This window comes from Streptococcus cristatus AS 1.3089 (genome assembly GCF_000385925.1).
Taxonomy (GTDB): Bacteria; Bacillota; Bacilli; order Lactobacillales; family Streptococcaceae; genus Streptococcus; species Streptococcus cristatus_B.
This window is the reverse complement of sequence record NC_021175.1, coordinates 183796-201663: the sequence shown is the minus strand read 5'-3', so window position 1 is coordinate 201663 and position 17868 is coordinate 183796. Positions and strand designations below refer to the sequence as shown.

At 48.0% G+C, this 17868-nt stretch carries 6 protein-coding genes and 2 pseudogenes; 1 reads left to right on the top strand and 7 read right to left on the bottom strand.

Translation table 11 applies throughout. The annotated features are described in order from the left end of the window. Positions 1–3 precede the first annotated feature (3 nt). Positions 4–796: pseudogene (locus I872_RS01025) on the top strand (nucleotidyltransferase domain-containing protein). A gap of 84 nt (positions 797–880) precedes the next feature. Here I872_RS01025 and I872_RS01020 read toward each other — a convergent pair. The 7 genes and pseudogenes from I872_RS01020 to I872_RS00990 all read right to left on the bottom strand — a co-directional run bounded on the left by I872_RS01020 (position 881) and on the right by I872_RS00990 (position 17867). Further along, entirely contained in the window at positions 881–9286 is an 8406-nt protein-coding gene (locus I872_RS01020; RefSeq protein WP_041826765.1) for an SIALI-17 repeat-containing surface protein, read from the bottom strand. A gap of 160 nt (positions 9287–9446) precedes the next feature. After that, positions 9447–10523 carry a hypothetical protein gene (locus I872_RS01015; RefSeq protein ID WP_015604320.1) on the bottom strand — a complete coding sequence of 359 codons (1077 nt, stop codon included), beginning with the start codon at positions 10521–10523 and terminating at the stop codon, positions 9447–9449. Then, positions 10510–12992: pseudogene (locus tag I872_RS01010) on the bottom strand (phosphoenolpyruvate synthase). Before I872_RS01010 ends, I872_RS01015 begins: the two are co-directional and overlap by 14 nt. Next, the gene (locus tag I872_RS01005) at positions 12992–13891 is read right to left on the bottom strand and encodes a UbiA family prenyltransferase (RefSeq protein ID WP_015604318.1); all 900 of its coding nucleotides are present in this window, start codon (positions 13889–13891) and stop codon (positions 12992–12994) included. The pseudogene I872_RS01010 and the gene I872_RS01005 overlap by 1 nt, the downstream one beginning before the upstream one ends. After that, positions 13876–14748 carry a phosphatidylserine decarboxylase gene (locus tag I872_RS01000; protein WP_015604317.1) on the bottom strand — a complete coding sequence of 291 codons (873 nt, stop codon included), beginning with the start codon at positions 14746–14748 and terminating at the stop codon, positions 13876–13878. The genes I872_RS01005 and I872_RS01000 overlap by 16 nt, the downstream gene beginning before the upstream one ends. After that, the gene (locus I872_RS00995; protein ID WP_015604316.1) at positions 14741–15373 is read right to left on the bottom strand and encodes a CDP-alcohol phosphatidyltransferase family protein; all 633 of its coding nucleotides are present in this window, start codon (positions 15371–15373) and stop codon (positions 14741–14743) included. Before I872_RS00995 ends, I872_RS01000 begins: the two co-directional genes overlap by 8 nt. Next, positions 15360–17867 (bottom strand): PEP/pyruvate-binding domain-containing protein, encoded by a 2508-nt coding sequence (locus tag I872_RS00990; protein ID WP_015604315.1) that lies wholly within the window; start codon positions 17865–17867, stop codon positions 15360–15362. Before I872_RS00990 ends, I872_RS00995 begins: the two co-directional genes overlap by 14 nt. Between the last annotated feature and the right edge of the window lies 1 nt (position 17868).

Sequence of the window (17868 nt, the reverse complement as noted above, 5' to 3'; positions counted from 1 at the left end):
ATTATGCCACAAAATCTCTTTAAAGAATTAGCCCAACTGGAGCAAGTAGAAGCTCTGGCTCTAGGAGGCTCACGGGCCGGGCAACATTTTGACCAAGACTCAGACTATGATGTCTATGTCTACCTGAGCGCTCCTCTCGCGCCAGCCATCCGCCAAGAAATCCTCAGCAAGTACTGCTCCTATATGGAAATTGGCAATCAATTTTGGGAACTAGAGGACGACTGCGTCCTCAATAATGGTATCGAGATTGAGCTGATTTACCGCTCGCTGGACGACTTTGACCAAGACCTGCAGACCGTCGTCTTAGAGCACCAAGCCCAGAATTCTTACACCACCTGTATGTGGTACAATCTGGTTCACAGCAAGATTCTCTACGATCGAGATGGCCGCTACGCTGCCCTCCAGAGCAAGTACAGCCTGCCCTATCCAGCTGAGCTGAAAAAGAATATCATCAGCAAGCAGCTCCTGCTCCTCGACCAAGCCATGCCAGCTTTTTCAAGACAGATTAAAAAAGACTCTCAAGCGCCAAGACCTGCTCAGTATCAATCACCGCAGCAGTGAGTTTTTCGCCTCTTACTTTGATGTCCTCTTTACCCTCAATGAGCAGCTCCATCCAGGCGAAAAGCGCATGCTCCAGTATGCCAAAGAAAATTGCTCCCGTCTGCCTCGGGATTTTGAAGCCAATATCCAAGACTACTTCCAACATCTCTACCAGCCAGATCAGCAACAGAAAGCGGTCCTAGCCTTGGATAGCCTCCTAGACAATCTTAAGCGCTTGATTGAAGCATCCATCTAGAATTTCAACAAATAAAAAGCTCATGAAGCCAGTTTTTCAGCTGATTCATGAGCTTTTTTCTATTTTCGACAAGCCACCTAAGGCTTATTTATTAAAGATTGACTGCCTGAAGTCGTCTGTCTCACGAAGATAGGCGTTGTAAATCTTCTTCTTGAGCAGGTTGACCCAGCTAGCTTCCACACGATTTGTCGCATTGGTAATGTTGCGCACATCCTCTGCGACTGCTTCGTCCATCAGCTTCTGCATCTCTGCATAAGAACGAATGGTTACTTGCTTGGTACTGTTTGGATTTCTGAGTTCGTACTCAATGGTGATTGGTTTGAGCTTGGTCAGCTGGTCAATCCGCTCTTGGTACATGGCCTTCTTGAAGGCTGCCCATGAAGCATACTCACCCTTGAATACATTTTCCAAGACCTTCTGGTCTGTCACCAGACCAACATCTCTCCTGAGCCAGCCATCCCAAGTTGTCTTGCCTTCTGAGACAGCTTCTTCGGAGAATTTACCTGAAACATAAGGGACAAATCCTTCATGGTAGCCCTTGGCTGCTAGTAATTCATAGGCCGTGCGACGGAACATGACATCACCCGGCGCCCCAGTCGGGTTGCTCAAGGCTGAGTAAATTGGCGAGAAGAGACTGAGACTGAGGTAGCCATTGCGTGGGTACTGTCCGCTATCCTTATTCTCCCGACGGGTGATGACATCATTGTCAATCAGGGACTCAAAGCTGGTCAGCTGCTTGATTTCCTCAGCAGTGAAGCTGCGTGTCTGGTTACCAGCATGGGTCTGCTTACCATATTTATCTGTGATATAGTAATTCTCCATCTTTCTGAACCACTGGAGCTTGGCTGCATCGCTCTGCTTGACCATCGAAGTCCCCTCTAGGTAATCCAGCGTGTAAATCATGTCAAACATGCCATGGACATAGTGCTGCAAATCTGCCGCATTTTGGACACGTTCCTTGAAGTTGTAGGTATGCATCCGTGTCTTAGAATCCTTGTCCGTCTTGAAGAGGGTATTGAGGGTAATGGTAGGCTCATTTGGACTTGGTGTAGACTGCAAGAGACCACGCGCATAGAGCTCAGCCCCCAGTCCTTCGCGGCGACCATAACCTTCAAAGTAGATAGAACCATCGGAATTATGGGTCATCTCATGGGTATAGACGGAGTTCCCATAGTCTTCTAACAAGCGTGCCCTATCAAAGTGGGTAACACTTCCCGTAGCATAGGCATTGTAGCCCTTACTTGGGTACCATTTGCCGGCTGGTCCAAAGAATTCCTGCATAGCCAGTGATTTCTTGTCATTAGCTGAAGCCCAGTAAGTTTGCCCAGTCTTATCTTTCAATAAGAAACCATCATAAACCAGAACAGAACGGAAGAGCTTGTCCTTGCTTTCAGGACTTAAAATCTTATACCAGAAATCATAGTGGTCACGCTGCCATTCAGCTGACTTTCTAACTCGGTCTTCGACATACTCAGCCAGCTCTGCATCTGTCCGTACCTTGCCATCAACCAGATCACGGTAGCGATCATAAGCTCCCATGGAGACGGTGGACATATTGGAGATGACATAGACACCCTTCTCAGTCATGGTCAAGAGTGGCAGGAGCATGCCCTTGTGTTCCCAATTATCCGCAGTAATCTTGTCGTAAACGCCGACAGAATACTTGCTCTTGTCCTTAGCTGCATCCTGAAGCTGTCTAGCTTCTGCTATATCCGACTTAGACTCAACAATGTAGGCTTTTGTATTGGTCTTGAGCCATTCGTTATTGGTCTTGTCTGGCAGGAAGAGCTGACGATAGCTTTCCAGATAGTTGAAGAGACCGCGCTTACCAGTCGCTTCAGCGAGCGAGTTATCGTAAGCCAGATGATTATTCTTGGCCTTGAGATTTTCAAAACCAGACTGACCGAGTGCAATGATGGTGTCTAGCGTTGAAGCCTTATGATTGCCAAAGAAGTCAAACTTATAGGCCGACAAATCCTTGACATTGGTCTTGTCATAGTTGATATTATACCAACGGTTGAGATAGGTCAGACCCAGCAGGAAGGCTTCCTTATTGGCTGTAATCTTCTGGGCTACATAGTCAGCTACAACATCGCCTTCCGTATTGATGGACTGGTCCATAGTTAACACCTTGCGTAACTCTTCTGCCAGCTTGGTCTTGACTTGCTCAAAGGCTGTGTCCAGATAGAGCTCATCCAGAGAAGCATCCGCATTCACTCCTAAAACAGTCCTCATGGCTGGTGAGTCAAGGGCAACCTTGTTCAACTCTGGCAGCACTTGATTGAGAACCCTGCTATAGTCTGATAGGAAGGCTTCTGGTGTATAAAGGAGGTCTAAGCCATTTACAGTGTATTCTGCGATAGCTTGATGTTTGAAGTCTCCCTTATAGGTCAGATTCAGGTAGTCAACCGTCTTATCCTCAAAGTGCAGCATCAGGCGGTTAATCGCAGTCTTGTTGCTATGGATATCAGTGATCATCTGATCGCCTTTCATCGGAACCACATCCAGCAGATACTCTGTATTGAGCTTGTGATTATCTGGAAGTTTATTTCCGTAGGCAACGATGGTTTCCTTATTGTAGAATGGCAGGAGTTTTTCCATATTGGCATAGGCTATCAGACGGTCTTCACGAGCATTCTTTTCCTTGCTGTAGTCAACAGTATGGAGATTGAGATTGCTGTCTTCTAGCGTGGTTGTGATATTTAGGCTCGCCAGCTTCTCTTCTGCCTGGTCCAAAGTTAGAGTAGACGTGACAAACTGATCATTGCCTAGAGTTTCGTTTCCTTCAACGGCATAGGCTTCTCTGATGCGATCATTCTTGTAATCTTGGTCGCCAGAAATGCTGTAAACATTTGTACCGCTGACATTGCTGATGACATTGTCAATCAAGCCATTAAAGTAATTGGAACCAACTACTCCCCCGATTTGACCGTTCTTGGTGGAATTTTGGATCTTTCCAGTCACATAAGAACGGCTGATGCGGGCATTGTCTTCCAAGCGACCGACTAAACCGCCGAAGCGCTGTTCGTTTGTTCGAGCACCTGCCAGAATGGTCACATCTGCCCTGCTCTGACTGAGCAAGGAATTTCCTCCCTTGAGGTTGGCAACTAAACCGCCGACATTATAGGCCTTGTACTGCTTGTCATTGGTCTGGATAGTTCCTGTAAAGGAGCTGTTGGTGATTTGGCTATTGCTTGCAACAACGACCAAACCAGCTACTTGGGAAGCATTGCCCACTACCGACACCCTACCTTGAGCAGAAACATCAGTGATTCGCGCATTATCTGCACTACGAGCCAATGCAGCAGAGTCATAGGTTCCGACAATATTGACCTCTTTCAGGTCCAGATTAGAAATAGAGGAACCGCTCTTGAGGTTTTCAAACAAAGGCTTGGCTAGATTATAAATCGCATACTGCTTGCCATTGTGATTGCCAGTCAGACTGCCTGTGAAGTTCCCTCGGAGGTAGACATAATCTGCAGGTGCCAGACTGACCTCACTAGCATCCAAATCGGCTCCTAGAACAAAGTTGCCAGCCATATTTTTCTTCATGGCGTCTACCAAACCAGCAAAGCTCGTGTAGACATTTTGCTGACTAGGCACTGCCCTGCTGATATAGAAGTCATAGCCAGACTTGTAGCCTGTTTCCCCCTCTTGCACCAGCTCAGGCAGAGAGACCCTTACCTTGTAGACAGCCTTACCATCCTTCTGGCCTTCTGCCATGCTGTGAACCGGCAGAAGCATGTCCTTGGCTTCACTTGATTTGACTTTAACAAAATAGTTAGACAGGTCCGTAGGTATAGCACTCATGGAAACGACACGCTTGAACTGGTCCTTTTCTTTTCTGTAAAACTCTGCCGAATCAATATCACGGAAGGCAATCTTCTTGTATTGCAACTCAAAGTTGCGGCTATCTTTTTCAAGATCAGTCAGGCTGCCAGCATCCAGCTCATAAGTCAGCTTAGTTTTCAGGGTATAGCCTGTGTAATAATCCAAGTCATCGATTTTCAGACTTCCTGCCACATTGTCAATCGGAAGCGAGCGGACAAGCTGGTCTCCCTTGTACAATTCAGCAGTCGCTGAACGGAAGGATTTTGTCTTGTCTTCTAAGCTATATTGAACCGTGACCGACTTGTCCTCTGGATTTTCTGTCAGACTTAAGATCGAAACTGTCGGCTTGACCTTAGGCACACCATTTAGAGTAGTCTTGCTTGCTGTCAGGCTGGCAAAAGCTTGATTGACCTGCACTTGTGTGGCAGTTTGATTATTCAGAATTCCTTCTGCCTTGGCCAATTCGTTTGTATAGGCTGCTTTCTTATCTGCATCCGCATTCTTGTATTGGACGGTCGTCTGCACAGTTCTGCCCAAATCATGTTCATTCCGCAAGCGTGTTTTGTCCACTTCAAGCCCCTGTAACTGAGCCTTGGCTTGATTGATTTGAGCCACCAGCTGGTCGACTTCCGCTTGACTGGCTTGTGATTGACTCAGAAGCGCTTGACCTGCCACCAAAGCGGTATCATAGGCTGCTTGGTGACTTGGACTATCGTTGAAATAACGAGCCTGAGTCTTGATTTTCTCTGCTTCTGTCAGTAGATTGTGAAGCGAAATCAGCTCGAACTCTTTCAAGGCTTCCACTTGCGGGGCATCACTTGGTACCCTATGCGGTTTCATTGTGCCAACTTTGACAAGCTGAGCAACTGCTGCCCGCGTTTGCTCATTAGAAAGTTCCTGACGGTCAATTTCCTGACCATTAGAAGTATAAACTCGAGTCTTGATGGTACGTTCGCCCTGAACGCCTGGAGTGACGATGTAGCGAGCGCCACGAACTAGCTCATCCGTTTCTTCCTCTCGCGTGGTGAAGTTGATTTTTTCTACTCGCGTTTCATCCTTATAAGTCAGCGGATATTCTGGTAACGCGGGCTCTTGCAGGGCAGTGCTCGGTACCATATGTGGCTTGGTAGTGCCAATTTTGACAACTTGTGTGACTGGAGCTAAAGTTTCCTCGTTGGACAATTCTTGACGAGCAAGTTCTTGGCCGTTGGAAGTATAAACACGAGTCTTGATGGTTCGCTCGCCTTGAACACCTGAAGTTGCGATTTGGCGGGCACCCTGCACAAGTTCATCCGTCTCTTCCTCTCGAGTGGTGAAATCGATTTTCTCTACGCGCGTTTCATCCTTATAAGTCAGCAGATATTCTGGTAAAGCGGGCTCTTGCGGGGCAGTGCTTGGTAACATATGTGGCTTGGCGGTGCCAATTTTGACAAGCTGTGTGACTGGAGCTAAAGTTTCCTCGTTGGACAATTCTTGGCGGGCAATCTCTTGACCATTGGAAGTATAAACACGAGTCTTGATGGTTCGTTCGCCTGGCACTCCTGGAGTGACGATGCGGCGGGCACCCTGCACAAGTTCATCCGTTTCTTCCTCTCGCGGGGTGAAATCGATTTTCTCTACGCGCGTTTCATCCGCATAGGTCAGCGGATATTCTGGTAAAGCAGACTCTTGCGGAGCGGTGCTTGGCACCATATGTGACTTGGCGGTGCCAATTTTGACAACTTGTGTGACCGGAGTTAAAGTTTCCTCGTTGGACAATTCTTGGCGGGCAAGTTCCTGGCCGTTAGAAGTATAAACTCGAGTCTTGATGATTCGCTCGCCCTGCACTCCTGGAGTGACGATTTGACGAGCGCCTTGGACAAGATCATCCGTTTCTTCCTCTCGCGTGGTGAAATCGATTTTCTCTACGCGCGTTTCATCCTTATAAGTCAGCGGATATTCTGGTAAAGCGGACTCTTGCGGAGCGGTGCTCGGTACCATATAGGACTTGGCGGTGCCAATTTTGACAACTTGTGTGACTGGAGCTAAAGTTTCCTCGTTGGACAATTCTTGGCGGGCAATCTCTTGGCCGTTGGAAGTATAGATACGAGTCTTGATGGTTCGCTCGCCTGGTACTCCTGGAGTGACGATTTGGCGAGCGTCCTGAGGTAACTCATCAGTATATTGTTCCTCGATGTTAAAAGCAGTCTTCTCCACCCGAGTTTCATCCTTTGTAACCAACTCTAACTCGAGAACCTCATGCACGGGAGCACTATCTGGAACGGTGCCATAGGCAGTTAACTCAGACTTCTCGTGTACAGGAGCGCTAGCAGGAACCGTGCCATAATCAGACAACTCGGGTTTATCGTGTACGGGAGCGGTATCAGGGACCGTGCTATAATCAGTTAACTCGGGTTTATCGTGCACAGGAGCGCTATCGGGTACCGTACCATACTCCGTTAACTCGGGGACTTCATGCACAGGAGCACTATCTGGGACCGTACCATAACTAGTGAGCTCGGGAACCTCATGAACTGGAGCGCTATCTGGAACTGTACCATAGGCAGTTAACTCTGGTTTCTCGTGCACAGGAGCACTAGCGGGGACTGTGCCATAACCAGACAACTCGGGGTTCTCGTGCACAGGAGCACTAGCGGGGACTGTGCCATAATCAGACAACTCGGGAACTTCATGTACTGGAGCGGTATCAGGGACTGTGCCATAATTAGTGAGCTCTGGGACTTCGTGCACAGGGGCCGTATCTGGAACTGTACCATGGACAGACAGCTCTGGTTTCTCGTGCACAGGAGCGCTATCTGGAACCGTGCCATAATCAGACAACTCGGGGACTTCTTGCACGGGGGCGCTAGTAGGGACTGTGCCATAACTAGTAAGCTCGGGAACCTCGTGCACAGGAGCGGTATCGGGTACCGTACCATGACCAGTTAACTCCGGCTTCTTGTGCACAGGAGCGCTAGCAGGTACCGTGCCATAACCAGACAACTCGGGAACCTTATGCACGGGAGCGCTATCTGGAACCGTGCTATAATCAGTTAACTCTGGAACTTCATGCACGGGAGCGCTATCGGGGACTGTACCATACGAAGTTAACTCGGGGACTTCTTGCACGGGAGCGGTATCTGGGACCATGCCATAACCAGGCAACTCGGGAACCTCGTGCACCGGAGCATTAGCAGGTACTGTACCATAGTCAGTTAACTCAGGGTTCTCGTGTACGGGAGCGCTAGCAGGTACCGTGCCATAACTAGACAACTCGGGTTTCGCTTGCACGGGAGCGCTATCTGGAACAACGCCATAGCTAGTTAACTCAGGTTTCTCGTGTACGGGAGCAGTATCTGGAACTGTGCCATAGGCAGACAACTCGGGTTTCTCGTGCACAGGAGCGATATCTGGGACTGTACCATAACTAGTTAACTCAGGTTTCTCGTGCACGGGAGCGCTATCGGGTACCGTACCATAGCCTGACAACTCTGATTTCTCATGCACGGGAGCGGTATCTGGAACGGTGCCATAACTAGTGAGCTCTGAAACTTCATGGATTGGAGCTTCTTTAGGAACAGTCTTATTTGCTGCAGTCCCGACTAAAACAACTTCTGAAACAGGCTCAGTGGTTACTTGATCGGAAACCTGCTTGCTCTCTACGACTTTTCCCTCAACACTATAATGACGTGTAACGATCTTGCGAGTTCCTGGAATGCCCGCGCGAATCACTCGGGATTGTCCTTCGGCTAAGTCGTCTGAATACTGATACTCCGTTTTATAGGGAATTTCTTGGGTCTGGGTCGTTGCTTGACTTGTAAATTGCAGTTCTGGTCGCTCATGAACAGGCGTTTGACGAGCAAATTGCCCTTCTTTAGCAGCAATTTCCTCCCTTTCCTTCTGGGAGAGATGGTCTCCGCCAGCAGGCTGCGCCTCTTTCAGAGCTTCAGTATGCTTAGGGCGACCTGCTAAATCTTTCAACTGTTGATCAGGCTGACTCGCTGGAGTCTCCTTTTGCGGAGCTGGAAGTTGAGAATTTCCCGTTTGAGCCGGTTGATGCTGCGCTTCTTTTTTAAGGTAACCAATATACTGGTAGCCAGCAATTTTCAATGGTTCTGGCAACTGATCGCCAACGGCCAACGTCAGGCTTTGATTATAGGCAGCCAAATCCATACTGCTGACTGCCAAAACAGAAGCTGGCAGAAGCACAGAACCCAAGCCTGTCACAAGCAAAATAGAAGACAGGTATCTCTTGCCATTTTTTCCTCGCGCCAGCACTAAAACGACCAAGGCCAGTCCTGTAGCTGCAAAAGCCGCTCCCAAAAGGCCTGACTCTCCTGTCTTAGGGAGCTTTCCTAACAAGCTTTCTTGCTTTGTCGGACGGTAAACCAAATAATAAGCGTCCGAATTTTCTTCCGCAAATTTGGGAAGTTCCTTCACAATAGCAGCTTTTTCAGCCTCAGTCAGATCGCTTTCCACCACATAGTGATACTGAACGACGGTAGAATGATTGGCAGACACTTCCGCTGCCTCAACAGAGCTGATAGCTCCTCCCATTGTGGTACACAAAAAGAAGCTTCCGATAGTAGCGGAAACTAGACCTACAGACAGCTTTCTAAAAGAATAGCGCTGGTATATGTCACCAGTGACTCTTTTTTCATAAAATTCCCTTTTCTTCATATAATAAGCTAATAAAAATTTTACTGAATTTTACTCAAAATTGCAATCCCTTAGCCTTATAAAATACTTTTCTTTCAGCTGTCGACAGGGAGAGGAAGGCTTTTGTTTTTAGCGAAAAGCAAAAAGCAGATTCCCTGAGAGAGAACCTACTGTTTACAGATCATCCAAGCCCCAAATCCAACTCAAAGAGGCCGTACTCATGCTTGTCCCCTTGCAATTCTGCTGCATAGTGGCGCGTGACGGTATTTTGGTGAATCAGGGCACCGATAGCCGAGGCTTGCCGCTTTTGCGCTTCTTTAAAAATCGGATAGGCCAAGGCAGAGCCCAAGCCCAAGAATTCTTCATCTACTCCTAGATACATAATCGTATAACGTTTGGCAAAGCGCTTGGTCCAGAAAAGCTTGGCTAGGTTGAGAGGAGTCAGCTTTTGATAAACCAAAGAGCCATAGTCCGGCATGGCAATCAGAAAACCAGCTAGCCTGCCCTCCTTATAAGCCAGCTTAACCATGGAAAAATCAAGAATATACTGGTATTTTTGAAAAATCTGACTGAACTGCTGACTGGAAATTGACCGATAAATCGGGAAATCTTGATAGAGGCGATTGAGGAGCTCAAAAACTTGCAACGAAGCTTGATCCCACTCCTGCTTCTTTGGAGAGCGAATGGTGAAACCTGCTTTTTCAAAAGACTCAAAGCGATGAGCAAGCTTGTCCTGATGAGTTTGATTGCTGACCTTGGGATAAAAATTCGACAGATAGCGCTCCTTGAGCTCAAAACCAGCAGCCTGCCACAGCTGAGGATAATAGTCTGGATTATGAGGTTCTCCAGTAAAAGGGAGCTCCTCTGTTCCAGTCAACTGCATTCGATAACCCAGCCAAAAGCTTGCCTGCACAGGACCAATTATCTTAATCACTCCGAGACTGCGGGCAAAACCTGCTAAATGATCGATAAAAGCAGATGCAATTTGTTGATTATTGATCGACTCGAAAAATCCCAAGTAAGCAGCCTCATCATCTGAATAAAAGGTCAGGAGGCCTCGAATACAAGGCTGACCATCCGTATAGCCAACAAAGGCATAGGTATCTAAGTCAGAACTCAGCGGGTGACTGCCTTCAATCAGAGCCAGTTCTTCCTCTTCTGACTGCATGAGGTGCTCAGGCTGGTAAATCTTCTTGGGCAGGGCTAGAAAATCATCCATCTCTGTCGTATTGGGTTTGACCGGTTTAATTTCCAGCATGGTCTTCCTCCTTGATCAGTCGAATCTTGCCAGTCAGGCCATCCATCTCAATCCAATCACCGTTTTGAGCTGGCTGCAGGCACCTCTGACATTGACAATGGAAGGAATACCCAACTCGCGGGAAATAATGGCCGTGTGCGAGAGCAAAGACCCTTGCTCGGCAATGACACCCTTGGCTTGGGTCAAAAGATAAACCCAGCCCGGATCGGTCATCTTGGTCACGATAATCCGGTCCTGAGCAGACTCAATCTCCTGCACATCTTCCACGACCAAAACCTGAGCCTTAACGCAGCCAGGTGAGCAGCCAATCCCTTGTAAGGCTTGAGTGCCCGTATTATGACTGCTGGTGCGGTTTTGCGGTTTCAGATATTTCTCAAAGACCTGTCCAGCAAAAACATAGCGACTAAAGGTTGGCAGTTCCTTATCAGCCTCCAACTTCTCCCGACGCTCGGCTATCAAGCCGCTAATATCTCTGGGCTTTCTGGTCAGCTCAAACAACTCTTCCTTGGTCAGGTAAAAAACATCGTCAGGCGTAGCCAGCAGCCCTTGCTCGGCTAATTGCTGTCCAAGCGTTCGGAAAATCTGCCGCATCATGCCATAGATCCGTGTGCGGTTTAAGCGGGAGCTTTCCCGATATTTAACACCAGTCATGGCTCGCTTGCGAAGAAAATTCGTCCACCAGCCTGATTTTTGCACCTCTTCTTCAAGTTTCTGAGGAGCCAACTTCTTCTCCTCTTGCTGGCACATTTGCAGCAGGAGCTTAAGTAGACGCTCTGGGTGCGTTCGGAAGGTGGGAGTTTCTAACTTCAACTCTTCCGGAGCTCGATCACCAAATTCATGGATAAAATGGACTATTTCTTGAACTAAAGGATGCTGGCGATTTAGAAAGACTGCTGGACTTTCACTTGCCATGGCCTGTCTAATCTCTGCATTTTCTTCTGCTTTTAGCTGAGCTGTTAAAGCCTGCAGAGCCAAAGCCGGCCGCATACTTTCAATCTGCTCGATTCCCGCAATCTCAGCTTGAACAACCCCACCGCGACGCGACTTCTTCAGGAGTCCAGTATAGACAAAAGCATACAAATCATTGACCAGCGTAATGTCCCAGTGAGCCAGAATATCCTCTTTCAACTTGCTGACCAAGGCAATCAAGGTCTCTGCATCTGCGTCGGGAGAAAAGCTCGCTTCGTATTCGCGCTGAATCTGGGCAAACTGCTCTTCCAATTGCCGCATTTGCTTGGGTGCCGTCCAAAACTCTCGAATGATGTGGAGCATGATTTGCAAGCGTTTGAAAGCAGACAGGTGCACCGGCATCTGAGGCACCTCTGTCTCTCGTACTCCCAGCATATCCTGCCAGATAGGGATGATTTTCTTAGAAAAAGGCAGAAGCTGCAAGAGCTGATACCAACTCTGAATCTGGTAATAGACTCGGCTATTGACCGGCTGCAGCATATTTTGAAAAGTGGCTTCATAGGCAGCCAACTCAGGGGCATCCTTGCCAACCAAGCGCTGGGCCAGACTGCGAAAAATGCTGGCATAAGCCTCTTGGATAAAGCTAATAGTCAGAGGACTGGAAACGCCTGGATAACTCTCGACAATGTTGCTGTTATCCAGAATAATCTGCTGTCCCTCTGGCAAGGTGGTAATAGGTCGCGCCTGCAAGAGATAGAGTTGATCATTTGCGAAGGTGAACTCCATATCCATATAGGGTCCGAAAAGCTGACTTACCTGACTAGCCAAGGCTTGTAACTTCTCAAGTTGTTCCTGTGATAGGTCTGGTGAGTCCTCCGTCTGCTCCGTATAAAAGAGCTGGTCCTTAGGATGGAGGGTAACCATGGTTGTAGGAATCTTATCCTCAACAACCTTATTGCCCAAGCCTCGACCGATGACAATGATATGCTCGTTCAGAATGCCCTTGGGATTAGCTGTGAAGTAAATCCCAGACAAGTCTCCCTCCTGCATGACCTGCACAAGGCAAATCATCTGCGCTTGCTTCAAAGATAGTCCCTGCTCAAATAGATAACTAAGAGCTGACTCCTGATAAAGAGAGAGCAAGGTTGCTTGGATAGCTTCTTTAAGCCCCTCTGGCTTCACATTGAGCTGGCTCTCAAACTGACCGGCAAAGGATGAAGCCTTCCCATCCTCAATGGTAGCAGATGAGCGGACTGCAAAGCGACAGTCTTTCTGAGAAAACTCCTGCCGAATCCAGTTTTCAGCCGCCGTCAAATCTTCTTGACTAAACTGCTCTATGGCCCAATCCTGCAGCTGCTGACTGAGCTGGGACAAGTCCAACTCTCCAGACCGATAGGCTTCCTCCATCCGCTCCAAGTCAGCAGAGCTGGCAGATTTTTGAAAAAAGTCAAAAGCAAACACAGCAAAGTCAGGAATCGGCAAACCAGCAGCCTGCATTTTCAGCAAATGATAGGCCTTGCCTCCGACCTGGTCAAGCCCTGTCTGCTTGATTCTTTTCATCAAAGCACCCCCATCAAGAGATAAACAGCAACGGACAGAACCATGGTCGTCTCCGTGATATAAGTATAACGCTCCACCCGCTCCCGGATATTAAAGCGAGTCGGATCCTTGATAAACTGCTCAAACTGGACAGTCATCCAGATGACATTCAGCACCAAGACTACCACTCCGATATGGGAAATATTCCAGAGGAGAGCAAAATTGGTCAAGATATCCAGCAGCGTCACCACCTCGATAAAGCGAGTAGCTTTTTTGTAGCCAAAAAGCATAGAATAAGTCACATACTCGGTCTCGTCTTTTGGCGCCCGAATCTTGCGGCAGACTTCCCAGATCAGACTTGGGAAATACATGGTAAAGGCCAGCAAGACGGTCGGTAGGGACAAGAGAGGCAGATTGTACTTGTAGCAGACAAAAGAGATGGTATAGAGATTCAAAATCATCATGACCGGATTATGGGTCACCAGAGCTAACGGCAAGGAATTTTGAATCTTGTCACGCTTGAAGAACCAGAAGGACATGAGGGTCCCGTAGATATAGAGGAAGAGGAACCAGCCGATATTGTTCATAAAGAGGATATTGAGAAGTACAGAGACAGCTACGATAAAGCTGAGGGCAATAGCTAAGTCCTTCTTTTTCACTCGTCCAGATGGCAGAGCCCGATGAGGAAAGAGGCGTCTATCAGTCTCATAGTCCTTGAAATCATCCGCAATCCGCAGAATCATCAGAAAGACAAAAATGGTAAAAATCCCAATCAACTCCTGATGGTCAAAGTGAAAGGTGGTCACTCCGTCATTGAGCAAGAGGACAAAATAAATCTCAAAAAACATGATGGCAGCCACAAAAAAGCGCGGCAACAAAGGGAACATTTCCTTATAATAAACGGCTAATCGTTTAAACATAGCTTTTCTCCAATCTTTTCACCCATTTGAATCTGGGTTTCTATTCCAAGGTCTGAGTAAGTCAGGATATCCTGATCCAAGCGAATCGTGTCTGCCGGGTAGAGGACAAGAATGGTTGAACCGCCCAGACCAAAGCAGCCCTTCTCCTGTCCCCTGACCAAATGGTCCCGATTGTGATTGTATATTCTGCCGACCAAGAGCGCCCCTACTTCCATCTGCAAGACTGGCCCTAGCTCGGTATCTAAAAGACAGTATTTTCTTTTATTCTCCTTGTAAATCAAGCGCCGCTTCTGGGCTACCTGTCTGACCGTATGCAGGCGGCCTTTAATTTTTCGTCTTCGGGTAATTCTGCCCGATTCAGCTGCCAGATAGCGGTGCAGGTCTTCCACTCCCAGTCGATAAACCAGCGCTGTTCCGCCTCTAAATAGCTGAGCCAACTCTTCATCCATCAATAAGTCAGCTAGACTATAAATCTGCCCCTTAATTGTCAGCTGCAAGTCCTGACTAACGGTAAAAGCCTCCAACTTAGCATCCGCAACTGCCAGTACTTGACTGTTAGGGCAGACTGGACGCAGATCAGGCTTGATTTTTCGCTTGAAGAAAGCCGCAAAGCTAGGATAGGGCCCATCTTCATAGTCAGCCAGATTCAGCTGATAAGTTTCCACAAAAGCTGCTAATTTCTTGCGAGAAAAAGGAGTGTAGTCTTTCAAAGTCAGCAGATAAGACAGACTAGGTCGGGTCAAGATAGGCAATAAGAAGCGACCCCAAGCAGTACCATAAAGCTTGTCTAACAGACCCGCCTTGTATTCTATCGGTTCCTGTACTTGGCCAGTCCTTCTCTGATAGACCTTAACCATGAGGAAGACCCCCCAGACCAATCAGGCTTGCAACAGCCAGAATCGCAAAGGCCAGGTAGGCCAGCTTATTCGGTTTGGGAATCCGGCAGTTGTAGACAAATAGGAAGGTCAGCAAAAGAGACAAGCCCAGCCACACCCAAGCAAAGAAACCAGGCGCCAGCCATTGACAGACCAGATAGGTAAATGGGAAAAATAGGGCGCTGTAGGTCACGGGCAAGCCGACAAAATAAGAGTCAGATCCTTCATCATGCTTGGCCAAGCGATTAAAATGAGCCAAGCGCGTAACCGCAGCCAAGACATAGAGGACAGCCAAGATGATATTGACCGCTCCCAAGGGCAGCTGGGTCATGAGGAGCACAGCCGGAAGAGCTGCAAAGCTAATCATATCGCAGAGCGAATCAATCTCAATGCCAAATCGTTTCTGACTTTCAGTCCGCTTCATCCGCCGCGCCACCACACCATCAAAGAGGTCGCAGATACCGCTAACGATAAAGGCCATCATGGCTAGCCGCAGCTGGGACTGAATGATGGCATAGACTGCCAACAATGCAAAAGCAGCGCCCGTATAGGTCAGGATAACGGATTTATCGTATTCACCGATAAACAAAGGTTCATTCTTCTTCATGAATTCTTATTTCTCCTCTTCTTCCATCTAAAGTAACCAGCATGCCAGTTTTTAGCAGCTGAGTTGCATTCTTGGCGCAGACCAGAGCTGGAATCCCACATTCCCGAGCGACAATGGAGGCATGGCAGAGAACTCCACCATACTCTGTTACAAGACCACCTAGAATACCGAAAACATAGCTCCAGCCAGTATCTGTATAGCGAGTGACAAGGATGTCTCCCGGTTCAATTGTCTCAATATCCGCCAAATCCAAGAGAACTCTAACCCGACCGGTTACCTGACCGCTGCTGGCTGGCATTCCCGTCAACAGAGCCTGACTCTCATGGGCCACCTCTTCCAGGCTCATCTCTTTGTCGGTCAAATCCCCCACTGGCTCAAAATTCCGATAGGCCTGGCAATAATGCCGATTATCTGCTGCTTCTTCTTGCAACTGGTCAGCAGTCTTTTGCCCTTCCATAAAGGCAATCAGACTTTCTTTCTTAATGTAAAAAATATCTTGTTCATTTTTCAGAAAGCCTCGCTTTTCATAAGCTCGACCGAGTTTTAGGCTAATCTGACGAATGAGGTGGTAATAGCACGTGGAAATATCCTTGAACTCCTCTCGCCACCAGAGCAAGTTCCGCAGGTCTTGACTGATTTTTTCTATCTTTTTCTGCTTGGCTCGAGATAGACGAGCCAAATCCAGCTCAGACTTTGAGCCAGGACTGAGAGAAGATTTGGCCGCTTGGTAGTAAGCTGAATCAGCAATCAACTGCTGGACCGCTGTCATAACCTGATGAGCATCTTCTTCATAACTAGCTACTCGCAAGTCCAGCTCCCGTGCCGAGTGATAGCCAAAATCCTTTTGGAAATCCTGAATCTTGATAAAATCTGCTCGCTCAGGATATTGTGCAGCCAGTTCCTGCAATTCTTCCACCGATAGCTCCAACCAATCGTCTGTCAGTTTCTCGTCTGCCAAAACAAGATCCGCAGCTTCCAACATTTTAGCCAAAGGCTTGGTATGCGAAACATTTCCCAACTTAGCTATCAGTTGGAAAAATTCATCAACCGTCAGCCATTTGAGGAGACTGGTCTTTTTCATGGACAGCTGGACCGTATTGATGTAGGCCTGCCAGAAATAAGTTCCCTCACTGTCTAAATAAGCCTGATTTAGCACTAACTGCCAAAGGCTCTCGACCTGCTGCAGCGGGCTTTGGTCGTTCAGTTCTCGTATTTCTTGATGAAGACGGTTAAATTGCTGGCGCAGCTCTTGCAGCTTGTCTGGCGCATGATGCAGAAAAGTCTTAGTTACCTTTTGCGTTTTCAAGGCTACTCGCAGGAAATTCAAGAGCAAGGCTGGACTTAATTTGCTGGTAAAACCTTGGCCTTGGTAGTCTTTATTAACTCCCAGCTCATCATCAAAGTCTCGCTCAATATAGCCCGGAATCTGTTCCATACCTTGCTTAACCACACCTAAGTTCCAGAAGGGCCGAGCATAATGCAGGCGCATCAGCGGTGGCATCACACCTTCAGGCTCTAGGCCAATAGCCAGCAAAAAGCTGGAGAGTGCCTCTTGCCAAGAATGGCGATAAAGGCTCCACATGAGATTTGGACAAGGCTGAGCCGCCACTCCTCCATCCCGAAAATTCGCCGTCGTCCAGCGACCACTGTCAATTTTAGTTGGTACTGTCGTGATAGGCCGAGCCTGCAGCAGACAGACTTGCTCTTGGACAGCACACCACTCGATATCCATCGGCCGACCAAAATACGCCACAATCTGCAAAACTTGCGCGTGCAGTTTCTGCAAGACGGCCAGAGGGATTTCAAGCTCTTCAAACTGGATCCAGTCTGGCTTGTACCAAGGAAGTGTCAGGCGCTCAGGATTGACTTGACCACTAACCAAGCTCTCAGCCGAGCCTTCCACATACTCCAAAAGCATGGTCTGGTCCTGATTAGTCGCCACATCTAGGGAAAAGCAGACACCGCTGAAATCAGGCTCTATCTGCTCCTGAATCAGCACCGCCATAGCAAAATCCTTATCAGCCAGACCCTGGCGCTGCCAGTAGGCCAAGGCTTCTGGATTAAAGAGGGAAAGCAGACAAGAACGAATACCCTGCTCGATTTCTGACAGTGTCCGGCAATTGCCAATCGAATCATACTGGCCGGCAAATGACATAGCCTGTCCGTCTTCTAAAAGGGCACTACTGCGAACGATATAAGCTTGATTTTCCTGACAAAAAGCTGCCAACTCCTGTAGCCAAGCTGAATCCAAGGGATATTGCTGCAAACGCTCCGCAATATCCTCTTTGCCCAGGTTTATTAACTTTTCAAGTCCCTGTTTTGAGTATTCTGGCAGAGCCGCTCTTAGCCAAGACATGACTTGATCTGCTGGCAAAATCAAGGCTCTAGGAACCGAAAGCCCCAGCTGATAGAGGTTTATTAACTGATTGATTTTACCGCCATAGACGGCCGAAGGCTCTTTTTCCAGCCATAGTTCTTTCGTCATAACTTCCATC

Bases quoted from the DNA above. Each gene is read 5' to 3' on its own strand.
- I872_RS01000 (WP_015604317.1), bottom strand. From the start codon at position 14,748: ATGGTTAAGGTCTATCAGAGAAGGACTGGCCAAGTACAGGAACCGATA.
- I872_RS01015 (WP_015604320.1), bottom strand. From the start codon at position 10,523: ATGCTGGAAATTAAACCGGTCAAACCCAATACGACAGAGATGGATGAT.
- I872_RS00990 (WP_015604315.1), bottom strand. From the start codon at position 17,867: ATGGAAGTTATGACGAAAGAACTATGGCTGGAAAAAGAGCCTTCGGCC.
- I872_RS01005 (WP_015604318.1), bottom strand. From the start codon at position 13,891: ATGTTTAAACGATTAGCCGTTTATTATAAGGAAATGTTCCCTTTGTTG.
- I872_RS01020 (WP_041826765.1), bottom strand. From the start codon at position 9,286: ATGAAGAAAAGGGAATTTTATGAAAAAAGAGTCACTGGTGACATATAC.
- I872_RS00995 (WP_015604316.1), bottom strand. From the start codon at position 15,373: ATGAAGAAGAATGAACCTTTGTTTATCGGTGAATACGATAAATCCGTT.